The sequence below is a fragment of the Paenibacillus sp. PvP094 genome (assembly GCF_040546835.1).
Classification (GTDB): Bacteria; Bacillota; Bacilli; order Paenibacillales; family Paenibacillaceae; genus Paenibacillus; species Paenibacillus illinoisensis.
Genome location: NZ_JBEPOM010000001.1, coordinates 5437955 through 5458010, shown reverse-complemented (window position 1 = coordinate 5458010; position 20056 = coordinate 5437955). Strand labels below are relative to the sequence as shown.

Below are 20056 nucleotides of genomic sequence, written 5' to 3'. Positions count from 1 at the left end.
CGGATCTCGCAAGAGATGGGACAGATCATTAAAGTGATCACCGACATCTCAAGGCAAACTAATTTGCTTGCACTAATCATCCGGGTGAAGCGGCCAGACCAGGAAATAATGTACACAATTACAAGTCGCTATGTTTAGCGGCTTTTTTGTTTCAACTTTGGAGTGTGTCTTTATTCCAAAGCAAAATGCATATACACGAGAATAATCGTCATAATAAGGAAATGCTGCTTGAAGAAGGGAGTGAAGTGAAAAAATGAAGGAACCATCTGGAACAATCTCGAAAGATGATAACATCACACCAAGTTTGAACGAATCCACCGCCAGAATTCAAGAAATCTTTACGAATACTCCCGACTTGATCATTCGGAAGCTGTACATTAAACAAACCGGTGAACAAGCTGCCATCATATACATGGACGAAATGACTGACAAAACGATACTTAATCATGATGTCCTTGCTCCACTTCAGCTAGAGTCCGGTAACCCGTCTGAAGACTTCATCACAACAGTCGGGTATGTAAAGCCTTATTCCAAATGGGAGGATCTCAAACTTTCCATTATGATCGGCTATAGTGTGCTTTTTATTGAAGGGCGAAGTGAAGCCTATGTACTGGATACCAAAGGTATTCCTCAGCGTGCAATTGAAGACCCTCAGCAAGAGCCTTCATTGAAAGGAGCACATCAGGGATTTATAGAAAACGGTTCTCAAAATATAGCCATGATTCGACGTTATGTCGCAGACAAAGAACTAAAGTTGAAACGGTATATCGTTGGAACACGAGGACAGACGGCCGTATCCCTGCTTTATTTGGAGGATGTGATTGACCCTGAGGTCGTAAAAGTTCTTGAAGAACGCATTCAATCCATTGATGTAGACGCCATTATTAACACGGGCGAATTAGTTGAGTTTATTGAAGACCAACCGCTAGCTTTGCTTCCTCAGATCATCACGACAGAAAGACCGGATACTGCTGCCTCGCAAATACTGCAAGGTCGGTGTGTCGTTGTCGTTGATGGTTCGCCGAGTGTAGTGGTAGCTCCAGTTACGTTTATGTCCTTTTTTCAAACGGTTGATGATTACAGTTCCCGATGGTCCATCTCCTCATTTCTTAGAACATTGCGAATTTTTGCTTTTTTTATCGCCATTTTTCTGCCGGGCTTTTTCATATCCGTTATTTCATTTCATTATGAAATTATACCCATGAAGCTGTTGTTAACGCTTGGTGAATCAAGGGGTCAGGTTCCGTTTCCTCCTTTCGTGGAAGCGATCATCATGGAACTGACTCTTGAAATGCTAAGGGAAGCAGGGGTTCGACTTCCGGCTCCAATTGGTCAGACGGTGGGCATTGTCGGGGGTATTGTCATTGGTCAAGCGGTTGTACAGGCTGGTTTGATCAGCAATGTCATGGTTATCGTTGTTGCGTTTACGGCGATCTCCTCATTTATTATTCCGAATCAGGATATGGTTGCTGCTGTACGATTAATGCGTTTTATGATGATGGTTTTCGCCACCTGGTTCGGGTTCATTGGACTGGTAGTCGGCATGATGACCATAATTGGCAGATTAATAACGATAAACTCGCTTAACACTTCGTATAGTACGCCTATTGCTCCATTCAGACCTGTAGATTGGAAGGATACCTTACTCCGGTTGCCGTTATGGATGATGAACACGCGCCCGATCAGTACGCGGTCACGCCAGACAAGACGACAAGGAAATAGCAGGGAATGGAAGGAGAAGAAGTAATACATGAAGACATATCGCCCGATAACGACGCTGCAATTCATCCTTATCATTTCTACTTTCCAGATCAGTGTTGCCTTCCTGGCTCTTCCAAAAGAGCTTGCAAGACATGCTGGAACGGATGGTTGGATGACGGTCTTTTTAGGATGGGGGCTCGCGATGTTAGCCTCTATGGCAATGGTGAAATTAATGAAACATAATCCGGACAGTACAATACTTGAATTAGTTCAGCGTTATATGGGCCGATGGGCGGCAAAACTGGTTACTTTTCTATTTATGATTTATTTTTTGCTGCTCGCATATGACGGTTACGCGGTTGCTACGCTGGTCATTAAACTCTGGTTGCTGCCGACGACGTTAATTTATATTCTGGCCTTTCTGCTTCTGATTCCCACCTATCAGATTGCGCAGCATGGGTTTCAGGTGATCGGGCGGTACACCGAAATTGTTTCGATGCTCTCCATGTGGATTCCCCTGGTTTATGTTTCAACGCTGAATCGTGCTCATTGGCTTTATTTGCTTCCACTATTTAAAGAGGGTTGGCTTCCCATATTTACTTCCATAAAAATCATGATCTATCCCTTGCTTGGCATTGTACTAGTTTTGTTTCTGTACCCTCATTTAGTGAAAAAGGAAAAGGCTATGACGGCTATGGTAATCTCCAATTCCCTTACTTGCCTGGCATATTTGGGGATCACCATTATTTGCTTTGTTTATTTTAGTCCTGATGAGATCGGAGAATACAATGATCCGGTGATCAGTATTTTGAAGTCTATTGAATTTCAATTTATCGAACGGGTCGAAGTGTTGTTTATTGCATTTTATTTGTTTATCTTCTCATGTATTTGGATTCCCTCCATGCACATTGTTTCCAGATGCTCTGCCTCGTTGCTGGGAAAAGGTAAGGACAATATTCACCTTGCTATATGGTGTATTGTCATACAGGTCAGTTTTTTCATCTATCGCCCGAGTTTTATGGCAGCTGCACAAATCAACAATTCACTCAATCTTATCGGATTTGTGATGGAATTCGTATTGCCTGCAGCCATTCTTTTGTACGTCGTTATTTTCAACAAATGGAAGGGAGGGAAACGAACATGAAATGGATTAAAAAAACCGGTATTTCTATTGTACTTTGCATATGGCTGTGTTCAATCACAGGGTGCGGAAGTGGCAAAACCAATTTGGAAGATGCTACCGTTCCATTGGCATTGGGCTTGGATGTCGAAGACCAAAAGCTCCATTATTATGTCTCCGCGCCTGTATTCAGCAAAGACATTCAAAAGAAAAGCCGCGAAGCGGAAGGGTTAGCTGAGGGATTAAGATCGTCCAAGAATCAGCAGGATGCTCAATTTCCAGGTTCGGTAGGAGGACGGAATTTTCAGGTTATTATTGTAGGGAAAGAACTACTTAAATACAAGGATTGGTTTAAAGTATTGGATGTTACTTTCCGTGATCCGCGAAATACAATTACCGACAAGATCATCGCAGTTGATGGTCCAGTTTCGGATATTTTTAACTTCCAATCGAAGGATCAGCCGCCAATACTCCTCTTTTTAAAAGCGATTGTCGAATCAGGAAGCAAAATTTCGACTACGGTCTCAACAACTGCGCAAGAGCTGCATCGACAATTGTATGACCGGGCGATGACCCCTGCCATCTCGGAAATCAAGATTGAGAATAACAAGATCCTACTTAAAGGAACGACTCTCCTTTCCCGGAAAGGCCAGTACCGAACGTCCCTAACCTATCAGGAAACGTCGCTCCTTCAAATTTTGAAAAAGGAGGCGGTACCCGGAATCAGTCTCACTTTTCCAGTGGATAAACTACAACAAACGGTTCCGTATAACATAGATAAAGTAAGTTTTACTCTAGGAGGCACCTCAGTAAAGATTAAATCTTCTTATGAGAACGGGAAATTCCGATACAAGGTAAAAGTAAAATCAATTATTGCCATCACGGAAAAGTTTCTTGAATTTGAACTCCGGGATGATTTCGATGGCATGGAAAAAAAATTGAGCGAGGGAATGAAAGTAGCGATTGAGAAGCTCATTGAAAAATTCCAGCAGCATGAAATAGACCCTGTCGGTTTCGGGTTCTATGCACGGGCATATCAGTACCCGTTGTACAAGGAAGTGCAGGACAATTGGGGAAAAGAGCTATCCCGTGCCCAGTTTGATGTCGAAGTTGATCTTCGGATCGCCGCCACCGGGGCAGTAGAGTAATCTAATAATAACTTGCTAGTGCGCGGTAATAACCACTATAAATAATGTTCTGATTAGTAGATTTACATGTTTCGGTTAAGGCTTGGTGCACAGGGAAATATGATATCGAGAACCCTCATCCAAGAGGCTTGGTACTTACACAGCATATACATGCTCTCGCTAACGATGGATCAAGACTATTCCTATGTTTATGGAATACCGCAATATTAGCTCGTTCTTCTGGTGGTTAGGTGATTGGGATGGAGATGAAAATCTACTTTCAGAGGAACAACTAAACGCAATCGATAATGCCGTTAAGCTCATTGAACGAGATGTACCTTTTGACGGATGTGACATTGAAATTTAAGAAATTCTCATTTTGTTACGTAATATATATTATGTAAACCAATTGGATACTAAAATGGATACCCTGAATAGGTGTGCGTAATTCGGAACTGAAAATTGAACACACATCCATAACGCAATGTTATTGTTACCATAAAAGCGAACACACAACTAACTCCGTGACTCTTGATATACTCAAGTGGTCACGGAGTTAGATCGTTGTCCTTTTTCTTTAACTTAGGCAGGGAAAAGAGGGTTTCCATTCATTCCGATCCACAGTCCGGATGCTTCCAACTGGCCAGCCAGATGGAGCAGCCAGTCTTCACGCCCTTTGGTTGCCATAACTTGCACGCCCATCGGCAAGCCATCAGCTGTGAGGTGCAGCGGAACACTCATTGCAGGCTGGCCTGTCAGGTTGGCGAGTTGGGTGAAGGGAGTGTAGGTGAGACTTGGTTCAAACATTTCATAAATCAATTGCTGCTGATGCACCTTATCCAATTCGCTAATCTGCATCAGATGCTGAATTTGCTCCTCATGAGGAGTTAGCTCTCCAACCTTTGGTGCAGGAAAGGCATTAACGGGTGTGATATAGAAGTCGTATCGTTCGAAGAGCGTAGACATCTGTGCGGCAGCCACGTCCCATTCGGCAAGACTGTGAACGAATTCTGCAGCCGATACCTTTTTGCCTGCCTCAGCCAGCACCCAGGATTCAATCTCCATATCGCCCGAAGTCAAAGATCGGCCCATAGCATGCTCCATGGAGGCGATCATCGCCGCCATTTCACCGCTGTTCATCATATAATAATTCTCCATCAACCGAACACCGTTCACCGGACTCAATTTTTCCTCCACGTGATGACCTTGTTCCTCCAGCCACCGAACCAGCTTGTACACTGCTTCCTTCGCATCATCACTAACAGGGGTGCCTACTGGTGAGTCCGTGGTATAAGCGATCTTTAGTTTGCGTTGGTGCGGATAGTTCATATCGGCCAAGTAACTGCCCGGAAAGAGCGGGGCATGAAACGCGGCTTCAGGCTGAATGACCTGCAGGGTATCCAGTAAGGCGGCACTGTCTCGCACAGTCCGGGACAGCGCGAAGTCGATGGATGCACCTTGCCATTGACGGCCTACACCTGGTCCAACAGGAGTCCGTCCCCGAGTAGGTTTTAGTCCGAATAGTCCACTGAAGGAGGCGGGGATCCGGATCGATCCCCCACCATCACTGGCTCCGGCCATGGGTACGATACCCGAAGCAACAGCTGCAGCTGCACCGCCGCTTGAACCCCCGGGTGAATGATTCGTATTCCATGGATTGCGACTCGGACCATGAAGACGTGGCTCGGTAATATTTTTGAGGCCAAATTCCGGTGTGTTCGTATGTCCGATAATAACGAAGCCTGCATCCCGAAGTCTGGATACAAAGTTAGAATTGCGCAAAGCTCGATGATCCTTGAGAAGGCGGGAGCCGGAAGTCAGAATTTCCCCCTCCAGCGATTGCGAGATGTCTTTGAGGAGCAATGGAACGCCTGCAAAAGGCTGTTCCCCAGGACGAACATAGCCGGCTTCCTCGCGTGCGCGTGTTTCATATGTACGAATGACCGCATTAAGCAGCGGATTAACTTCTTCTAGGCGAGCGTAAGCCGCTTCCAGCAATTCAACGGGGGAAACTTCCCGTGAGCGAACCAGTTCAGCCAGACCTATGGCATCATAGGACGTATATGAAAATGAAGACATGACGATCGTTCCTCTCCGAAAATATGAAATAGTATAAATACCTGTCCATATGTCATCGTACCACTGGAATTATAAAAAGACAAAAGGCACTGCCGATCCAGAAGGATGTGCAATGCCTTTAAGATATAAATAAGATCTTTCTTACTCTGTCCGAAGCTTAGGAGCTGCGTCAGCAGCTGTGGTAGATCGTTCCTGCTGTTTGGATATAGCGAACAAAGCAATCCAGATGAGAATGAATCCAAGCAGCTGTTCCCATGTGATGAGCGTTCGGAATGCAATCCAGTTCACAAGCACACCCGCCATTGGGAAGCTCAGCTCAGCCAGTGTGGCTACGGAAGCTTTGGTGGTCGAGAGACCTTTATAGTATAACAATAGACTCAGTAAACCTGGCAGTAGCGCCTGCCCCAGAATGTTGAGCGCAACAGCTGCCTGTTCTCCTGCACCGGATGGCAAGGTCCACGCTGCACCTTCGTTCCAGGTCATGAAGATCAGCAAGGGCAGAGCTACGACGAAACGAAGGGAGGTGACCGTCTCATAACGGGTTTGCCCCAGCATCAGTCGGCCCATCACCGTAGAACCGCCCCATAAGGCAGCAGCGCCAAGTGACAACAGGCTGCCCGCATGAATCCAATTGTTCCAGTTTCCAAGCGGAAGCGTAAACCCAAATGTAAGCAGATAAGTTCCGATAAGAGCAACAACGAATAACCAGCCGAAGCGGCGGGGCAGTGTTTCCTTCAGTAAGAACTTAGCTAAAACAATCGCGAAGATGGGCTGCATTTTTTGCAGCAACAAAACGGTATTCGGATCATTGTGTGTCAGTGCGAGCGTGAATAATACCGTTGCCAGTGCAGAGCCGCCCCATGAGATAAAGATAACGGCGATCCAGTGACGGGCTCGAAGGTTTTTCAGGTCGGCGCGGAATTTCCATAAGACAGGTATAGCGACTAAGCTCACGATAATATGTTCCACCAGTACAATTTGAGTAGAGGTCATCGTTTGCAGCAAAATGATGCGGAACAATGGATCTACGCCCCATAGGGCTGCACCGAGAACAACGAGCCAAAATCCGGTATTGCTTCGTTCCTTGCGATAAACGGTTGATGCATGCTGTGTCTTTTCCATATTCAGGACTCCTTCGTCAGAACACGGAATCTTCAGTTGGCAAAATCGACAAAAGCCCCCGTTTTGGCATACACCAAATAAACGGGGGCTCATCCATGAACATATCGTCAGGAAAGAAACCTTCCCATAGGCGGTATGTCATGTGTTGATCTTCTCTCATCCGGACTGTACCGTCGGCCTTGGAGTCACACCAAGTCAGTCGCTGTTGTCCTAAGCAGTCAACAGCGAGTCGCGGGCTGGTTCCAATTGGAACATCACCGCCGGTCGGGAATTGCACCCTACCCCGAAGATCCTATTCAATTTATAGGTTATAGTACAAGTTGTAACATTAATAAGTTCATCTTATTCCTGTAAGCGCTAGCAGTTCAAGCATTTTTTTAGAAAATGATGTTCCAGCTTCCTTGCTGCCTGCGAAGAAGTACAATCTGACCCGCGTGATAAGCGTCGTGAAGAACCCAGCGGGCAAGCGTTTGAGCCCAATTTTGTTCGGAATCCAAATAGGCTTCTTCAAGTCTGGAAACCTGTAACGTAACCAGGTTATCGTGCAACTGCTCTGCCAGCTTAGTGGTTCGCTCCACTAGTTGGCTCCAGCCAATTTGGTCCAAGGGGTCACCCGGTTTGCCAAACGTAGCTTCATTCGATTCGGCTGCGGGTACAGATGGAGCATGACCTTGAAGACGCTCTAAGATCCGCTCGTTGTAATAATACATATGATTGACCAGCTGCCATATGCTTAGTCCTCCTGAAGGAGGGATCCAACCTGCTTGCTCTGCGGTCAGCCCTTCAATCGCCTTTGACAATGGGACGATCCAGTTACATTGATCCCAGGTGTCTTCTTTTTGAATAACCAACACATCTAATGCAGTTGTAACAGACGTCATCTTTAAGTTCATTCCTCTCTTGTGGAACTCATCTCATGACTTGCGTCTTCATGCTTGTAACTAGCTAATATGGTTTGAAATGGTTACAATTAATATAACACAATTCAAAAGAAAGTAACCATCTTTTTTAAAATTAGATAGTTACAATGCCGGAGGTATAGATGGATAGATTATGGACAGATTTTGTAAATAGCGACTATCATGATTGGCGTGGCGGGGATCGATCTGAAGACAGACTGGGAAAAGCAGGCTGGCAGCAGGATTTCTTGAATCGTTGGCAATTAGAAGCACAAGTTCCGGCATCGACTGAAGAGGAATCCGCCATGAGAAGCTTTAGAGATGAGTTACAGTTTCTGGCTATCCGTTTGTCAGCGGGAACGCCCCTAACGGAGAAGGATCAAGCATGGTTAAATGACTCTATGCGGTGTGGTGGGGTAATCAGACAACTAATTTCAGAGGATCAAAGACTGGATGTTAAGCTGGTTCCCATCCATGCGCATTGGTTTCAGGTGATGGCAGAAGTCGCTGCTGACTTTGCAACTACACTGGTGGAGGGCGATGGAAAGAGAATTCGATGCTGTGACAACCCGGACTGCCGCTGGATCTTCTATGACGATACTCGCAGTAGGACACAGAAATATTGCGATGATAAAATGTGCGGTAATCTAATGAAGGTGAGACGTTTTCGAGCGAAACGTAAGCTGGAATCCAACGGAGATAAGAATGAAGTTTAACGATGTAAGACTAGTTATCACTATAGATAGGAGTTTGGTGTCCAGATTTGATAAATATTAACACCTGATATATAATATATATATACTAGCGAAAATATAGTCATAAATTATATGTAAGGACAAGCAATGCGGATCAGATCATTTTACAAACCATTACGATTGGAGAGGTGTCTCATGGGGACAGGTTATCTATTGAAAAACGGTTGTGTATTATCGATGGATGCTCGTATTGGTCAGTTTAATAGGGCAGATGTACTTATTCAGGATTCGTTGATTGCAGCCGTGCAACCGAATATCGAGGTGTCAGATGCAGATGTTGAGGTGATCAACGCATCAGACATGATTGTCATGCCTGGACTCGTGGATACACACCGGCATATGTGGGAATCTCTTGTGAAAACGGCTGGAACGAACTGGTCGCTGCCCGTGTATCTGTAAAATCTGTACTATGGTGCCATGGGAAGCAAGCTTCGACCACAGGACAGCTACATTGCCAATCTTCTGGGTTCTTTGGAAGCGCTTAACGCGGGTGTGACGACGGTACTTGATTGGAGTATGCCATATTCACCTGATCATACCGATGGACTTATTCGTGGGCTGCAGGATGCAGGGATCCGGGCTGTCTTTGCTCACGGTGTTCCAGGGGAAACCGACTATTGGAATCGAGAAAGTACCCTTTCATACCCGGAGAATATCAGAGGGGTGAAGGAGCGTTATTTCTCCTCTAGTGACCAATTGGTCACGTATGGACTTGCTATTCGCGGCCCAGAGTTTAGCCACTGGGATACAACGGTGCAGGACATTCAGCTCGCAGAAGAACTGGACGCAATTTGTTCGATGCATGTCGGGTTTGGCAGCTGGGGATCTGCAGATCGTTCCATTAACCGAATGTACGAGGCAGGGCTGCTTACCCCGCGAATTAATGTCGTTCACGGCAATACGATGGGCATGGATGAATTCAAAATGCTGGCAGACACTGGAGCATCTTTGTCAGTTACGCCTGAAGTAGAGATGATGATGGGACATGGTTATCCTGCTACAGGATATTTTCTGGAACATGGTGGCACGCCAACGCTTGGAGTGGATGTGGTGACTTCGACAGGTGGAGACATGTTTTCACAGATGAAATTTGCGTTGCAAGCTGAGCGTTCCAGAACGAACGAGTTATTGCTGGCGCAAGGTGAAATGCCGGGAGAGCTGAGTTTGCAAGCGAGTCAGGTACTGCGGTTTGCAACTTCGGCTGGTGCACAGGCTTTAGGGCTGGAGCGAAAAACAGGCTCAGTCACACCGGGAAAAGAAGCGGATTTAATTATGATTCGTACAACCGATCTGAATTTGTTCCCCGTTCACGATCCAATCGGTGCTGTTGTGCAATTCGCCAATCCATCCAATGTGGACACGGTCTTTGTTGCAGGAAAACTTGTGAAGCAAAATGGTAAGCTGCTGCATGTGAACCTGGACGACATTCGAAGCAAAGCGATGGAAAGTAAGGAATATTTATTAACACAGTATCGGATGTCTGATGCGGATCGGATTGTATTTTCTTAAAGGATCGGGCAGAAGTAAAGTAAAAGAGCCGTTACTTAAGCACGGCTCATTTTTGTTGAATCCATTTCGTCGTATTTACAGAACCAATCGGTGTTAAAGCAAGGGTTGTTGACAAATAACAAAAACAGTTTCTACTGGTATAAAAAGGTGATTGAAACCAATGGGCAAGATTTAAGCTGGGAGTAAAGATGATATAAATCGTATAGCCAAATCATTTGTCGAGAGACACCTGTCTGACACAAGAATAAATTGTATTGAAAGGAGCCGCTAAATGTAGCGGCTTTTTTCTATATCTAAACAAAAAGAAGTTAACTATAGACGAGAGCAGGGGGATGGAGACGTAGCCCTCAGACGAATTATGGCGCGAAGTGACAGCAGAAAAAGACGAAAAAACCCTTTATTTACGAAAGTGCTTATAACAACGAGTTAAAGTGGTTTATGCCTTTGTAAAAGCACTCAAAAAACTGCGCATAATATAAATTATACGCAGTTTTGTTTTAAATCGATTTTCATTATGCGACCAATCCATCAGTTCATGATATTATTCGCCTAGAAAGCACAAAATAGTACAGTGATCAAAAATAAATTTAGTATAGCAACGCGACAACGTGTAGAATACGATAGATTTTTGTAGGTGATCGGTAATATAGAACAAACGACTTTTTTATAGAACAGATCGAGATGAAGCAGCTTGGAAGGTATACTTCATTCTACATTTGTAATGAGAGGAACATGTCTATGTCAGAGAATCAGAAACAATCTTCGCTGCTTCGGAAAAAACCAATTGCCTTCGGAGAAGAAAATAGTGCGTTAAAAAGAGCGCTAGGTCCTTTGGACTTAACAACGCTTGGAGTAGGAGCAATTATCGGTACAGGGATTTTTGTATTAACAGGAGTCGCAGCGGCAAATTATGCTGGTCCTGGATTGGTGCTCTCTTTTTTGCTTGCAGGCATCATCTGTGCATTCGCTGCACTATGCTATTCCGAATTCGCATCCAGCGTACCTGCTTCAGGGAGTGCATACACGTATAGTTACACTGCCTTTGGTGAAGTCATTGCCTGGATTCTAGGCTGGGATCTGATTCTGGAGTATGGATTCGCCAGTGCGGCCGTGGCCAGCGGGTGGTCCGGTTATTTTCAGTCGCTGCTGTCAGGCTTCGGATTACAGCTGCCGCATGCACTCAGCAGTGCATACAATCCTGAAAAGGGGACCTATTTCGATGTTACCGCAGCAGCCATCACGTTACTGATCACCTTTCTGCTCACCCGTGGAGTCAAGGAGGCAGCCCGTGCCAATGGCATTATGGTGGCGATCAAAATTATTGTTGTGCTGATTTTTATCGGAGTGGGCGTGTTTTATGTACAGCCTTCCAATTGGCAGCCGTTTTTGCCGTTTGGCATCTCAGGAGTAACCGCTGGTGCGGCGACGGTCTTTTTTGCCTATATTGGTTTTGACGCGGTTTCCACGGCAGCGGAGGAAGTGAAGCGACCTCAGCGGGACTTGCCGATTGGTATTATTGCTTCCTTGGCGATCTGCACCGTGCTGTATATCGTTGTATCCTTGATTTTGACAGGCATCGTGCCTTTCCACATGCTGAATGTTAGTGATCCGGTTGCTTTTGCGTTTGAATTCGTGAATCTGCATGGGCTGTCCTGGATTGTGGCTCTTGGTGCAATCACCGGGATAACAACCGTTCTGCTCGTTATGATGTATGGGCAGACCCGTCTATTGTATTCCATGTCACGTGACGGATTGCTCTCCCCGGTATTCTCAAAAATCAGTGGTAAAAGTCAAACGCCAGCGACAGGTACATGGGTGGCAGGTATCATCATTGCGCTATTCTCAGGGTTCATCTCACTCGGTCATTTGGCTGAGCTTACCAACATCGGTACATTGTTTGCATTCGCAGTCGTAAGTCTGGGCATTATCGTTCTGCGAAAAAACAACCCTGATCTCAAACGCGGCTTCAAGGTGCCTTTTGTTCCATGGATTCCGATACTGAGTGCAATTGGTTGTGTATATCTGATGACCCGCCTAGCTGCTTTGACATGGATCACGTTTTTCGCTTGGCTGGTTATCGGTTTGATCATTTATTTCATGTATGGACGTCACTACAGTCACCTGAATCCTCTGCGGCGGGGATCAAAAACCGTTGATCAACAGCCGGTCAAGCCAAAGGGAAATAAATAATAAATAAATGGCTTTGTATCACTAGATATTCCTGATGCACTCACTACCCCATACTGCCTAGCTTAGACTAGAGCAATATGGGGTTTTCTATATAAAGCGAAGGTAGAAATAAAAAAAGAAAGTTGGCTTAAGACCTATATTCGGGTATCTATTAAAGTACATGTCCATACTCGACCATACCCAGCTCGGGGTTGCGGCCAGTCCAAATATGACATATATTGAGGGATGTGACATGCCATCAGACATAGGAGAGGGGATGTATCATGAACACACCAATACATACGAATCAGCTTCACCTGAATCCGAATTTCGGGTTTGCACTAGCAGACTCTGTCGTACTTGCAGAGGCAAAAGTGAATATCTCACATCCTGAGGGGAAGGATGCCTCTCAGCTGGAAATTGACCCGGATCGCAAGTTGAAAGATGGACGCAAAGTATCCGTTATTGCACAGCAGCTTGATGCGCCGATTCACCGGGATGACGCTGCGATCATATATGGTCAGGAACTGGGTTACGTTCAATATCCTGTTTCTTTGAAACCTGAAAGCACGATTTTCTTAGACACCATAGATGGGATCCAGCAGCCTATACAGTGGGGATGGACCGATTTTGCAGAAGGTAATTACGAGCTTCGGATTTCCTTGCACCTGAAGACGCCCCGGATTGCCGAAGGTCCTCTGGAACCTGAACAAGAAGCTATGGTAAAATACGCTCAGGTCCTTACGGTATTAATGAATTTATTTCCAGCAGAAGCAAATCGGCATTCATCTGCCGTTTCATCCACATGGAGCAGAGATCATCATGTATTTGACGGGTATGGCAGTGGTGGATTTATATTGGCAGATCTGCCGCACATGTCAAAACGAGTGGAAGAGCTGATTGGTTCTGGTAATCACAATTTAATTGAACAATTCGGAGAGGGTGACCTCTCGGACACTTTATTGGAGGAAGGACTCATGGCTATGGCGTGGGGCGTATCTCCGTGGTGTTACTCAATATACTCAGCACCCGACAAGCAAGCGGCTTCCATACTTGCAGTGGACAAGCTTGGTGAGGAGCCTGAGTTCAGAGGCGTTTACCGGATTGCACCGGCTGTACAGCAGTTAAGCATCGTACCTGCTCATGAACTGGCCAACTGGCCAGCATGTACCACGAAGGATTGGCCCGTGATCGATGTATCAGGGGAAGGGGAGACGTTGCATATGGACCTGTATGTACAGATCTGCGAATCGGTTAACGGTTTGTATGAAAATCCGCTGCCATCCTTTGTGCTAACGCGCAGCGAAGGTCGTCCGAAGGAGATCAGCCCACTCATTGATGTCGTCATTGTTGATTAAATGAAACAAAGTTTATTTCAGGAACATAAAGTGAGCGAAATGGCTCGCCTTACTTATACACTAGAATGAATTGTGGTGACGAATACCGATGATAAGCGAGGAAATTCAGGAGCAATACGCTGATGAGCTTGAAGCTTTTCACATATGGATGAAAGACGCCGGTTACACGGGACACACTGTAAAATCATATACGGGTGACGTCGCCGAATTTCTCTCTTCTATTCTAGGAAAGTCACTGGAGCAGGTGAAGAAGCTGCATGTCTTATCATTTCTGTCACGTGCCCGCGAACGTGGAGTTAGTGATGCGACGAGAAATCGTAAACATGCAGCGGTAAATTGCTTCTTCAAGTCGCTCATTGAATTGGAAGTGTTAACGAATAATCCTGCGTCAGGAATCAAAAAATCCAAAACCGAGAAAAATCGGGCCCCCGTCTTTCTGGATGAGAGCGGTCTGGAACGATTCCTGCAATCGGTAGAAGGAAAGTACCGTACACGCAATCTTGCGATCTTTCTGTTAATGGGTTATATGGGATTGCGGGTTGGTGAAGTCCATGCGCTAAACTGTAAAGACTATAATGCGGAGCGGCGCACGCTGGACGTCTTCGGTAAAGGCCGTAAATGGCGTACACTCCCTGTTCCGGAGATGGTTGCTGAGCTGTTAACCTTAGCGGTAGAAGAGAGATTATCTCCATGGCGGGCGAAGGAAGAAGCTTTGTTTGTTTCGCAAAAAGGGAAGCGATTATCCATTCGCAGTATTCAGCTCATATCGACGGAAACCTTCGAACGTTTTCAACTGGAGTCTCCGACTCATCAGCGTCTGCACTATTCAAGCCATAAGCTGCGACACTCATTCGCAACCATGATGCTGCGGCGCGGCGCCGATCTGCGTACGGTTCAGGAATTGCTCGGTCACGCATCGATTCAAACCACAACCGTTTATACGCACGTTACCAGTCGGGAGAAGGAAGAGGCGATGGCTCTGCTGGACGTCAAACTTCCGGAGTTTGCAAGTGAAAAGTAACGTGTATCAATCCAGACCTGTCCATGAGGGCAGGTTTTTTTATTTTCGAGGAGTGCAACATCAACAATTCAATGAATCGCAGTATTCGTTCGGGGTGTGGTTAAAGACAAATACATCCATTTGGTTAACGAAACTAATGTTATGTAAACCGATTGATAATGAACCATATCATATGCCCACCGATTATAGATTTCATACGAAAGAACCATCCGAATCAGCATGATATGCGATCCAGATGGTCCTTTGGTTATATTAAAATAATGACATTATTCCAATCCTGCAATCTGTTCCTTTAATTTGTTTGCTGAAGCCTGGAAAGCGACTTTCTCTGTCTCATTCAGTGGAAGCGGTAATATTTCACGTACTCCGTTGCGATCCACCACACATGGAACTCCGAGATAAACATCGGAAACGCCATTGTAGTCCTCCAGCAATGTAGATACGTTTAGGACCGATCCTTCATTGCCCAAAATGGCTGCTACAATACGATCCAAAGCAAGTGCGATTGCATAGGAAGTGGCTCCTTTGGCATTAATAATCTCATAAGCCGCATTTTTGGTGCGATCAAAGATATCCCGCTGCGTTTCCTCGTCGAGATCCAGATCTATTCCCGCCACGTTGGCTAAACTCCATACAGGTACTTCGGAATCACCATGTTCCCCAATGATGTGTGCATGAATACTGCGGGGATCAATGCCTTTGTTTTTACCAATCAGGTAGCGGAAGCGGGCGCTGTCGAGCAAGGTACCGGAGCCAATCACCCGTGAAGCAGGCCAGCCGCTCTGTTTCCAGGACGTATAAGATAAGATGTCTACAGGATTGGTGGCTATGAGCAAAATACCATGAGAGTTCACTTCGGTAATACGTTCAATGATATCTTTGAATATGCTGGCATTTTTCTTCAGCAGATCAATGCGGGTTTCACCAGGCTTCTGGGAGGCCCCGGCTGTAATAATAATGATGTCCGCGTCTTTGCAGTCCGAGTAGTCACCAGCCCATACTTTGACGCCTCCGGTAAATGGAAGCCCGTGGTTCATATCCAGCATTTCGCCTGTAGCCTTATCATGATTCACATCCACAAATACCAACTCGGATGAGCGCTGTCTTAACATCAGCGTATATCCCGTTGTTGTTCCCACCGCGCCCATGCCAATAATGACTACGCGACTCGGCTTGAGCAAAGCACTGTTTACCATGTTCATATCCTCTCCTTTTTGGGGTAGACTTCCATCCATATTAAGGTATAAATGTTTGAAAAGAAAGCGATGTCTATAAAATATTTCACTTTCGTTGTCTGTTTAAGGAAGATTGAGTCGAAAGTATGGCATGGGCATCCAACTATGGAACGAGTACTTGATACGGGTTCCCTTTTGACACCCTGTTACCCAAGATGAGCCTTTTCGACATGGTTTGTGGTAGAATGGGAGAAGTGGATTCGAATGAATCGTAAAATGTATACCGATCGGACAGGCATGCGCGCCTGCTATTGGATGAGAGAGGTGAACTCCACTTGCGTTTGCAATGGACCAAAATCGCGCAGACAGCATTGCTGTCTATAGGAATAGCTGCCCTACTGGCTGCCTGCACCGACACAGGTCAGACCCCGGTGGCAGAACCGCCCCAAGAGCAGGAAGAGATCGGAAATACCGGACAGACATTAACGGTTGTTCCTCCTGATAACAGTACGCAAGCGACTACGGATACGGCGGAATACCAGATCCAGACACGTCTGACCGACTTCCAGCTGCTTAATGACAACGGAGGATTGGCGTGGGGTGTTACGAGAAACGCACTGCGTTTATACTACACTCAGGATCAGGGCGTAACCTGGACGAATATTTCTCCTTCAGAGAACGTGCAATTTCCGGCCAACCCGCAGTATGGGCAAAGTATTTATTTTGTGGATCGTACCCATGGATGGATCGTTCGTGAAGGGCTGGGCGGAACCGATACGATGGTCTTGCGCACCAATAATGGGGGAGTGAGCTGGAGCTTGTCTTCCTTGTCCCAGACGGACAAAGTCACTGCCATATCCTTTGTATCCCCGGAGAAAGGCTGGATTCTGACTACGGTGGATACCTCCATCGGGAAGCAAGATAAAAAGCTGTATGTTACCGAGGATGGAGGCATCACCTGGAAGGAGATGTCATCCAGTGATGAGGACGTTCAGCCGGCTTCGGCCGAGATTCCGACACGTGGATATACAACGGGCTTGACTTTTTCTGATCCGAAACACGGCTTCTTGACAGCCCTTGAATTTGGAACTCCGAAGCTGTATGTCACAACAGATGGCGGAGAGAATTGGAAGACCGGACCAACATTTTTTGACCGGAACGACTTCAATGGGTGTGGCAATTTCAACATTGGTTCACCTCAGTTTTTTGGTCGGGAAGCGAAAGGGGCCTGGATGCCTTTAACCTGTTCCAGCGGAGATTATACCAAGTTCAACGGATACTTCACTGATGACGGAGGTAAGAGCTGGACATTATCGACCTTCGGCCTGAATAAGCAGAAGGGAATCAATCGTAATCTGACTCCCGCTTTCCTGAATGCATCAGAAGGATGGGTAGTTCAGTCGGGCACAACATACCAGACCAAGGATTCGGGAAAAAGCTGGAAGGCACTTCCGGGCAGTAAAGTCCTGGACGGTATTCTGGAGGATTATCCGGAGATCGTGAAGCTGCAGATGGTTTCCTCGAAACTGGGCTGGATTCTGGTAGAGAATACGGATACCAAGAGATCCTTGCTCCTGCAGACTGTGGATGGTGGTATGCAGTGGAAAGTGCTGTAGGTAAGCTAAATATAGACGTTATTTAGAAGAGAAACCGTCGTGTTTCTTTTCTTTTTATCTACTTTGTGAAATAAATCACAATAACTTATATTAAATGATGTTATATTGAATTCAAGAAGAGATGGGAGTGATGAAGATGAGAACCAATGAACAAACTCAATTCACGCAGGCGGACGAATTAACGAGATACATGCTTCACTTATGCTACAATTGCGATGATGCCAACCGTTGCACAACCGAAGAAGAAGTGAAGGCCTGCATGGCACAATACGCACAGCCAGAAGAACCCGAACAAGCGGAGGGAGCAGAAGCAACTCGCGGTTTCATGAACCTGATGTATGCATAAATAACAAACAAGCTGAAAAAGTAGGTAGATCAACGGATCGCCCCCGATTGGGGGCGATTTTTATTTGAAATAATTATACTTAACGCACTCCAAGTACCTAATACGATTTGAACTTCAATTTGAATCCAAAAGCAATATTTATTTAGGAGAGTATCAATCCTATTTGCTGTAGTGTTTCTTACAAATCAATCTTTCGAGTCTATTTGTGTACACTTAGGTATTACCAAGGCAGGAGATCGGTTACTTCATAAAGGCTTTTCCAGCATTTCACGAACAGAGCCTCCATGTGAAGTAGCCCTTTTTCTTAAAGTTAGGTTCCCGTTTAGCTAAATATAGATGTTCGTCCATACGTCAAACTAACTACCTACGTACAGTAATCTATGTTCATAGGGAGGTGTCCACACTTGGGTAGTCCGGAAGAGAAAAAGAGGCGCAAGAAAAAAGTCATATCTGTATGTCAGCCAAAAGGAAAAAGAAAAGAACGGAGAGTAAAAGTTGTTAAAAAAGTAGTACGAGTAACATGTCCTCCACCTGAAGTTAATGTTTCTACTCCAACTGTTGTTGGTCCTAAGGGGCAACCTGGTCCTCAGGGTGTGCAGGGAATTCAAGGGAAACAAGGTATTGAAGGACCACCTGGACCAACGGGACCAGCAGGAGGACCTTCAGGTCCGCAAGGAGCTCAAGGGCAACCTGGCCCAGCTGGTGCAAGAGGTCCACAAGGCGAAGCTGGCCCTGCAGGGCCGATGGGGCCACAGGGTACCCCTGGAGAGCAAGGCCTCATTGGACCTCAAGGCCTTCAAGGCGAGCCTGGCCCAGCCGGTGCACAAGGCCTTCGGGGTGAGGCTGGTCCGGCAGGTCCGATGGGACCACAGGGCATCCCCGGACCACAAGGGCTAATAGGACCTCAAGGACCGCAAGGCGAGCCTGGACCAGCGGGAGCCATTGGACCACAAGGTTTCCCTGGACCAGCTGGTATAGCAGGCCCGGTGGGTCCCACTGGAGCAGCAGGTCCAGCCGGTGCAGTAGGTCCAGCCGGTGCAGTAGGTCCAGCCGGTGCAGTAGGTCCAGCGGGTGCAGCAGGCCCGGCGGGTCCTACTGGTGCAGCAGGTCCAGCCGGAGTAGCAGGCCCGGCCGGTGCCACTGGAGCAGCAGGTCCAGCCGGAGTAGCAGGCCCGGCGGGTGCCACTGGAGCAGCAGGTCCAGCCGGAGTAGCGGGCCCGACGGGTGCCACTGGTGCTGCCGGCGGGGTCCTGGGATTCGCCGATTTTTTTGCTCTGATGCCTCCTGATAATGCAGCTACTGTTGCTCCGGGCACTGATGTAAGTTTTCCACAAAATGGACCAACTAGCGGAACAACTATAAGTCGAACAGGACCCAGTTCATTCAATCTGGCAGCAATAGGCACGTATCAAGTGCTGTTTCAAGTGAGCATCAATGAAGCAGGCCAACTTATTTTAACTCTCAATGGTGCTGATTTGGCTCCGACCGTAGTTGGGAGGGCAACAGGAACGTCTCAGATTGTAGGGGTAGCCTTGGTACAAACGACTGTCATTAATTCAATCCTAACCGTGCGAAATCCGGCTGGTAATGCTACTGCATTAACGATTACACCTCTTGCTGGTGGAACAAGACCTGTTTCGGCACATCTTGTAATCACACAATTGGCCTAACAAGAAATGAAATCTCATCTTTCACCTTTTTGGGTTTCAATACCTAAAAATAAAAAGGTGAAGCAAGGTATCTTTAACTGGGATAGCACCCACGTTTGAGAGTGCTATCTCAGTTGGAGCCGTGTATTCATATTAGGAGAAAAGGTAGATGTACACGCGTTGTGGAGCTGATTTTGTTTCGAGGAGATCATGATTTCGGCATATAGTAATGTAATCAGGATATGGTCCACATCTATAAAATGAAGAAGAGAACATTCCTGGATGTGAAAACACTGCACGCGGAAAACGAAGTTTTCGTTACATAGGGTCATCTTCTGTTTAGCAATAACGTTCAAGGATCCTATTCCGGGCGGTGTTCCCACACATTGCTTTGGGATTTTGAATCGGAT

General features: G+C 46.3%; 14 protein-coding genes, 1 pseudogene and 1 riboswitch. Of the genes and pseudogenes, 11 read left to right on the top strand and 4 right to left on the bottom strand.

Going from position 1 to position 20056, the window contains the following annotated elements; all coding sequences use genetic code 11:
- The first annotated feature begins 253 nt into the window (after positions 1–253).
- The 3 genes from ABIC22_RS24785 to ABIC22_RS24775 are packed head-to-tail and all read left to right on the top strand — an operon-like array spanning position 254 to position 3969.
- Entirely contained in the window at positions 254–1747 is a 1494-nt protein-coding gene (locus tag ABIC22_RS24785) for a spore germination protein (RefSeq protein WP_354484543.1), read from the top strand.
- A gap of 3 nt (positions 1748–1750) precedes the next feature.
- Positions 1751–2845 (top strand): GerAB/ArcD/ProY family transporter, encoded by a 1095-nt coding sequence (locus tag ABIC22_RS24780; protein ID WP_354484542.1) that lies wholly within the window; start codon positions 1751–1753, stop codon positions 2843–2845.
- The gene (locus tag ABIC22_RS24775) at positions 2842–3969 is read left to right on the top strand and encodes a Ger(x)C family spore germination protein (protein WP_354484540.1); all 1128 of its coding nucleotides are present in this window, start codon (positions 2842–2844) and stop codon (positions 3967–3969) included. Before ABIC22_RS24780 ends, ABIC22_RS24775 begins: the two co-directional genes overlap by 4 nt.
- 561 nt (positions 3970–4530) lie before the next feature.
- Here ABIC22_RS24775 and ABIC22_RS24770 read toward each other — a convergent pair.
- The 3 genes from ABIC22_RS24770 to ABIC22_RS24760 all read right to left on the bottom strand — a co-directional run bounded on the left by ABIC22_RS24770 (position 4531) and on the right by ABIC22_RS24760 (position 8030).
- A complete protein-coding gene (locus ABIC22_RS24770; protein WP_354484538.1) occupies positions 4531–6027 on the bottom strand; it encodes an amidase in 1497 nt (498 codons plus the stop codon).
- A gap of 141 nt (positions 6028–6168) precedes the next feature.
- Entirely contained in the window at positions 6169–7149 is a 981-nt protein-coding gene (locus ABIC22_RS24765; RefSeq protein WP_354484537.1) for a DMT family transporter, read from the bottom strand.
- 144 nt (positions 7150–7293) lie between these two features.
- Positions 7294–7444: riboswitch (FMN riboswitch) on the bottom strand.
- A gap of 82 nt (positions 7445–7526) precedes the next feature.
- Positions 7527–8030, bottom strand: coding sequence for a DinB family protein (locus tag ABIC22_RS24760; RefSeq protein WP_354484535.1), 504 nt, complete (start codon positions 8028–8030; stop codon positions 7527–7529).
- A gap of 161 nt (positions 8031–8191) precedes the next feature.
- Here ABIC22_RS24760 and ABIC22_RS24755 point away from each other — a divergent pair, with 161 nt between their 5' ends.
- From ABIC22_RS24755 to ABIC22_RS24735, 5 genes and pseudogenes are all read left to right on the top strand, one after another.
- Positions 8192–8764 (top strand): CGNR zinc finger domain-containing protein, encoded by a 573-nt coding sequence (locus tag ABIC22_RS24755; protein ID WP_127535701.1) that lies wholly within the window; start codon positions 8192–8194, stop codon positions 8762–8764.
- Positions 8765–8938: 174 nt separating this feature from the next.
- Positions 8939–10312: pseudogene (locus tag ABIC22_RS24750) on the top strand (amidohydrolase family protein).
- A 738-nt stretch (positions 10313–11050) separates the two neighbouring features.
- Complete coding sequence (bcaP, locus tag ABIC22_RS24745; protein WP_354484532.1) at positions 11051–12502, top strand: branched-chain amino acid transporter BcaP; 1452 nt, start codon at positions 11051–11053, stop codon at positions 12500–12502.
- A 263-nt stretch (positions 12503–12765) separates the two neighbouring features.
- Positions 12766–13839 (top strand): hypothetical protein, encoded by a 1074-nt coding sequence (locus ABIC22_RS24740; protein ID WP_354484530.1) that lies wholly within the window; start codon positions 12766–12768, stop codon positions 13837–13839.
- Positions 13840–13927: 88 nt separating this feature from the next.
- Positions 13928–14860 (top strand): tyrosine-type recombinase/integrase, encoded by a 933-nt coding sequence (locus ABIC22_RS24735; protein WP_354484528.1) that lies wholly within the window; start codon positions 13928–13930, stop codon positions 14858–14860.
- Positions 14861–15126: 266 nt separating this feature from the next.
- Here ABIC22_RS24735 and ABIC22_RS24730 read toward each other — a convergent pair whose 3' ends face one another.
- On the bottom strand, positions 15127–16056 hold the full coding sequence (locus ABIC22_RS24730; RefSeq protein WP_354484526.1) for an L-lactate dehydrogenase: 930 nt from the start codon (positions 16054–16056) through the stop codon (positions 15127–15129).
- Positions 16057–16370: 314 nt separating this feature from the next.
- Between ABIC22_RS24730 and ABIC22_RS24725 the strand changes: the two genes are divergently transcribed.
- The 3 genes from ABIC22_RS24725 to ABIC22_RS24715 all read left to right on the top strand — a co-directional run bounded on the left by ABIC22_RS24725 (position 16371) and on the right by ABIC22_RS24715 (position 19667).
- A complete protein-coding gene (locus ABIC22_RS24725; RefSeq protein WP_354484524.1) occupies positions 16371–17651 on the top strand; it encodes a VPS10 domain-containing protein in 1281 nt (426 codons plus the stop codon).
- Positions 17652–17787: 136 nt separating this feature from the next.
- Complete coding sequence (locus ABIC22_RS24720; protein ID WP_127535694.1) at positions 17788–17997, top strand: hypothetical protein; 210 nt, start codon at positions 17788–17790, stop codon at positions 17995–17997.
- Between the two features lie 404 nt (positions 17998–18401).
- Positions 18402–19667 carry a collagen-like protein gene (locus ABIC22_RS24715; protein ID WP_354484522.1) on the top strand — a complete coding sequence of 422 codons (1266 nt, stop codon included), beginning with the start codon at positions 18402–18404 and terminating at the stop codon, positions 19665–19667.
- The last annotated feature ends 389 nt before the right edge of the window (positions 19668–20056 follow it).

Bases quoted from the DNA above. Each gene is read 5' to 3' on its own strand.
- ABIC22_RS24785 (WP_354484543.1), top strand. From the start codon at position 254: ATGAAGGAACCATCTGGAACAATCTCGAAAGATGATAACATCACACCA.
- ABIC22_RS24780 (WP_354484542.1), top strand. From the start codon at position 1,751: ATGAAGACATATCGCCCGATAACGACGCTGCAATTCATCCTTATCATT.
- ABIC22_RS24775 (WP_354484540.1), top strand. From the start codon at position 2,842: ATGAAATGGATTAAAAAAACCGGTATTTCTATTGTACTTTGCATATGG.
- ABIC22_RS24770 (WP_354484538.1), bottom strand. From the start codon at position 6,027: ATGTCTTCATTTTCATATACGTCCTATGATGCCATAGGTCTGGCTGAA.
- ABIC22_RS24765 (WP_354484537.1), bottom strand. From the start codon at position 7,149: ATGGAAAAGACACAGCATGCATCAACCGTTTATCGCAAGGAACGAAGC.
- ABIC22_RS24760 (WP_354484535.1), bottom strand. From the start codon at position 8,030: ATGACGTCTGTTACAACTGCATTAGATGTGTTGGTTATTCAAAAAGAA.
- ABIC22_RS24755 (WP_127535701.1), top strand. From the start codon at position 8,192: ATGGATAGATTATGGACAGATTTTGTAAATAGCGACTATCATGATTGG.
- bcaP (WP_354484532.1), top strand. From the start codon at position 11,051: ATGTCAGAGAATCAGAAACAATCTTCGCTGCTTCGGAAAAAACCAATT.
- ABIC22_RS24740 (WP_354484530.1), top strand. From the start codon at position 12,766: ATGAACACACCAATACATACGAATCAGCTTCACCTGAATCCGAATTTC.
- ABIC22_RS24735 (WP_354484528.1), top strand. From the start codon at position 13,928: ATGATAAGCGAGGAAATTCAGGAGCAATACGCTGATGAGCTTGAAGCT.
- ABIC22_RS24730 (WP_354484526.1), bottom strand. From the start codon at position 16,056: ATGGTAAACAGTGCTTTGCTCAAGCCGAGTCGCGTAGTCATTATTGGC.
- ABIC22_RS24720 (WP_127535694.1), top strand. From the start codon at position 17,788: ATGAGAACCAATGAACAAACTCAATTCACGCAGGCGGACGAATTAACG.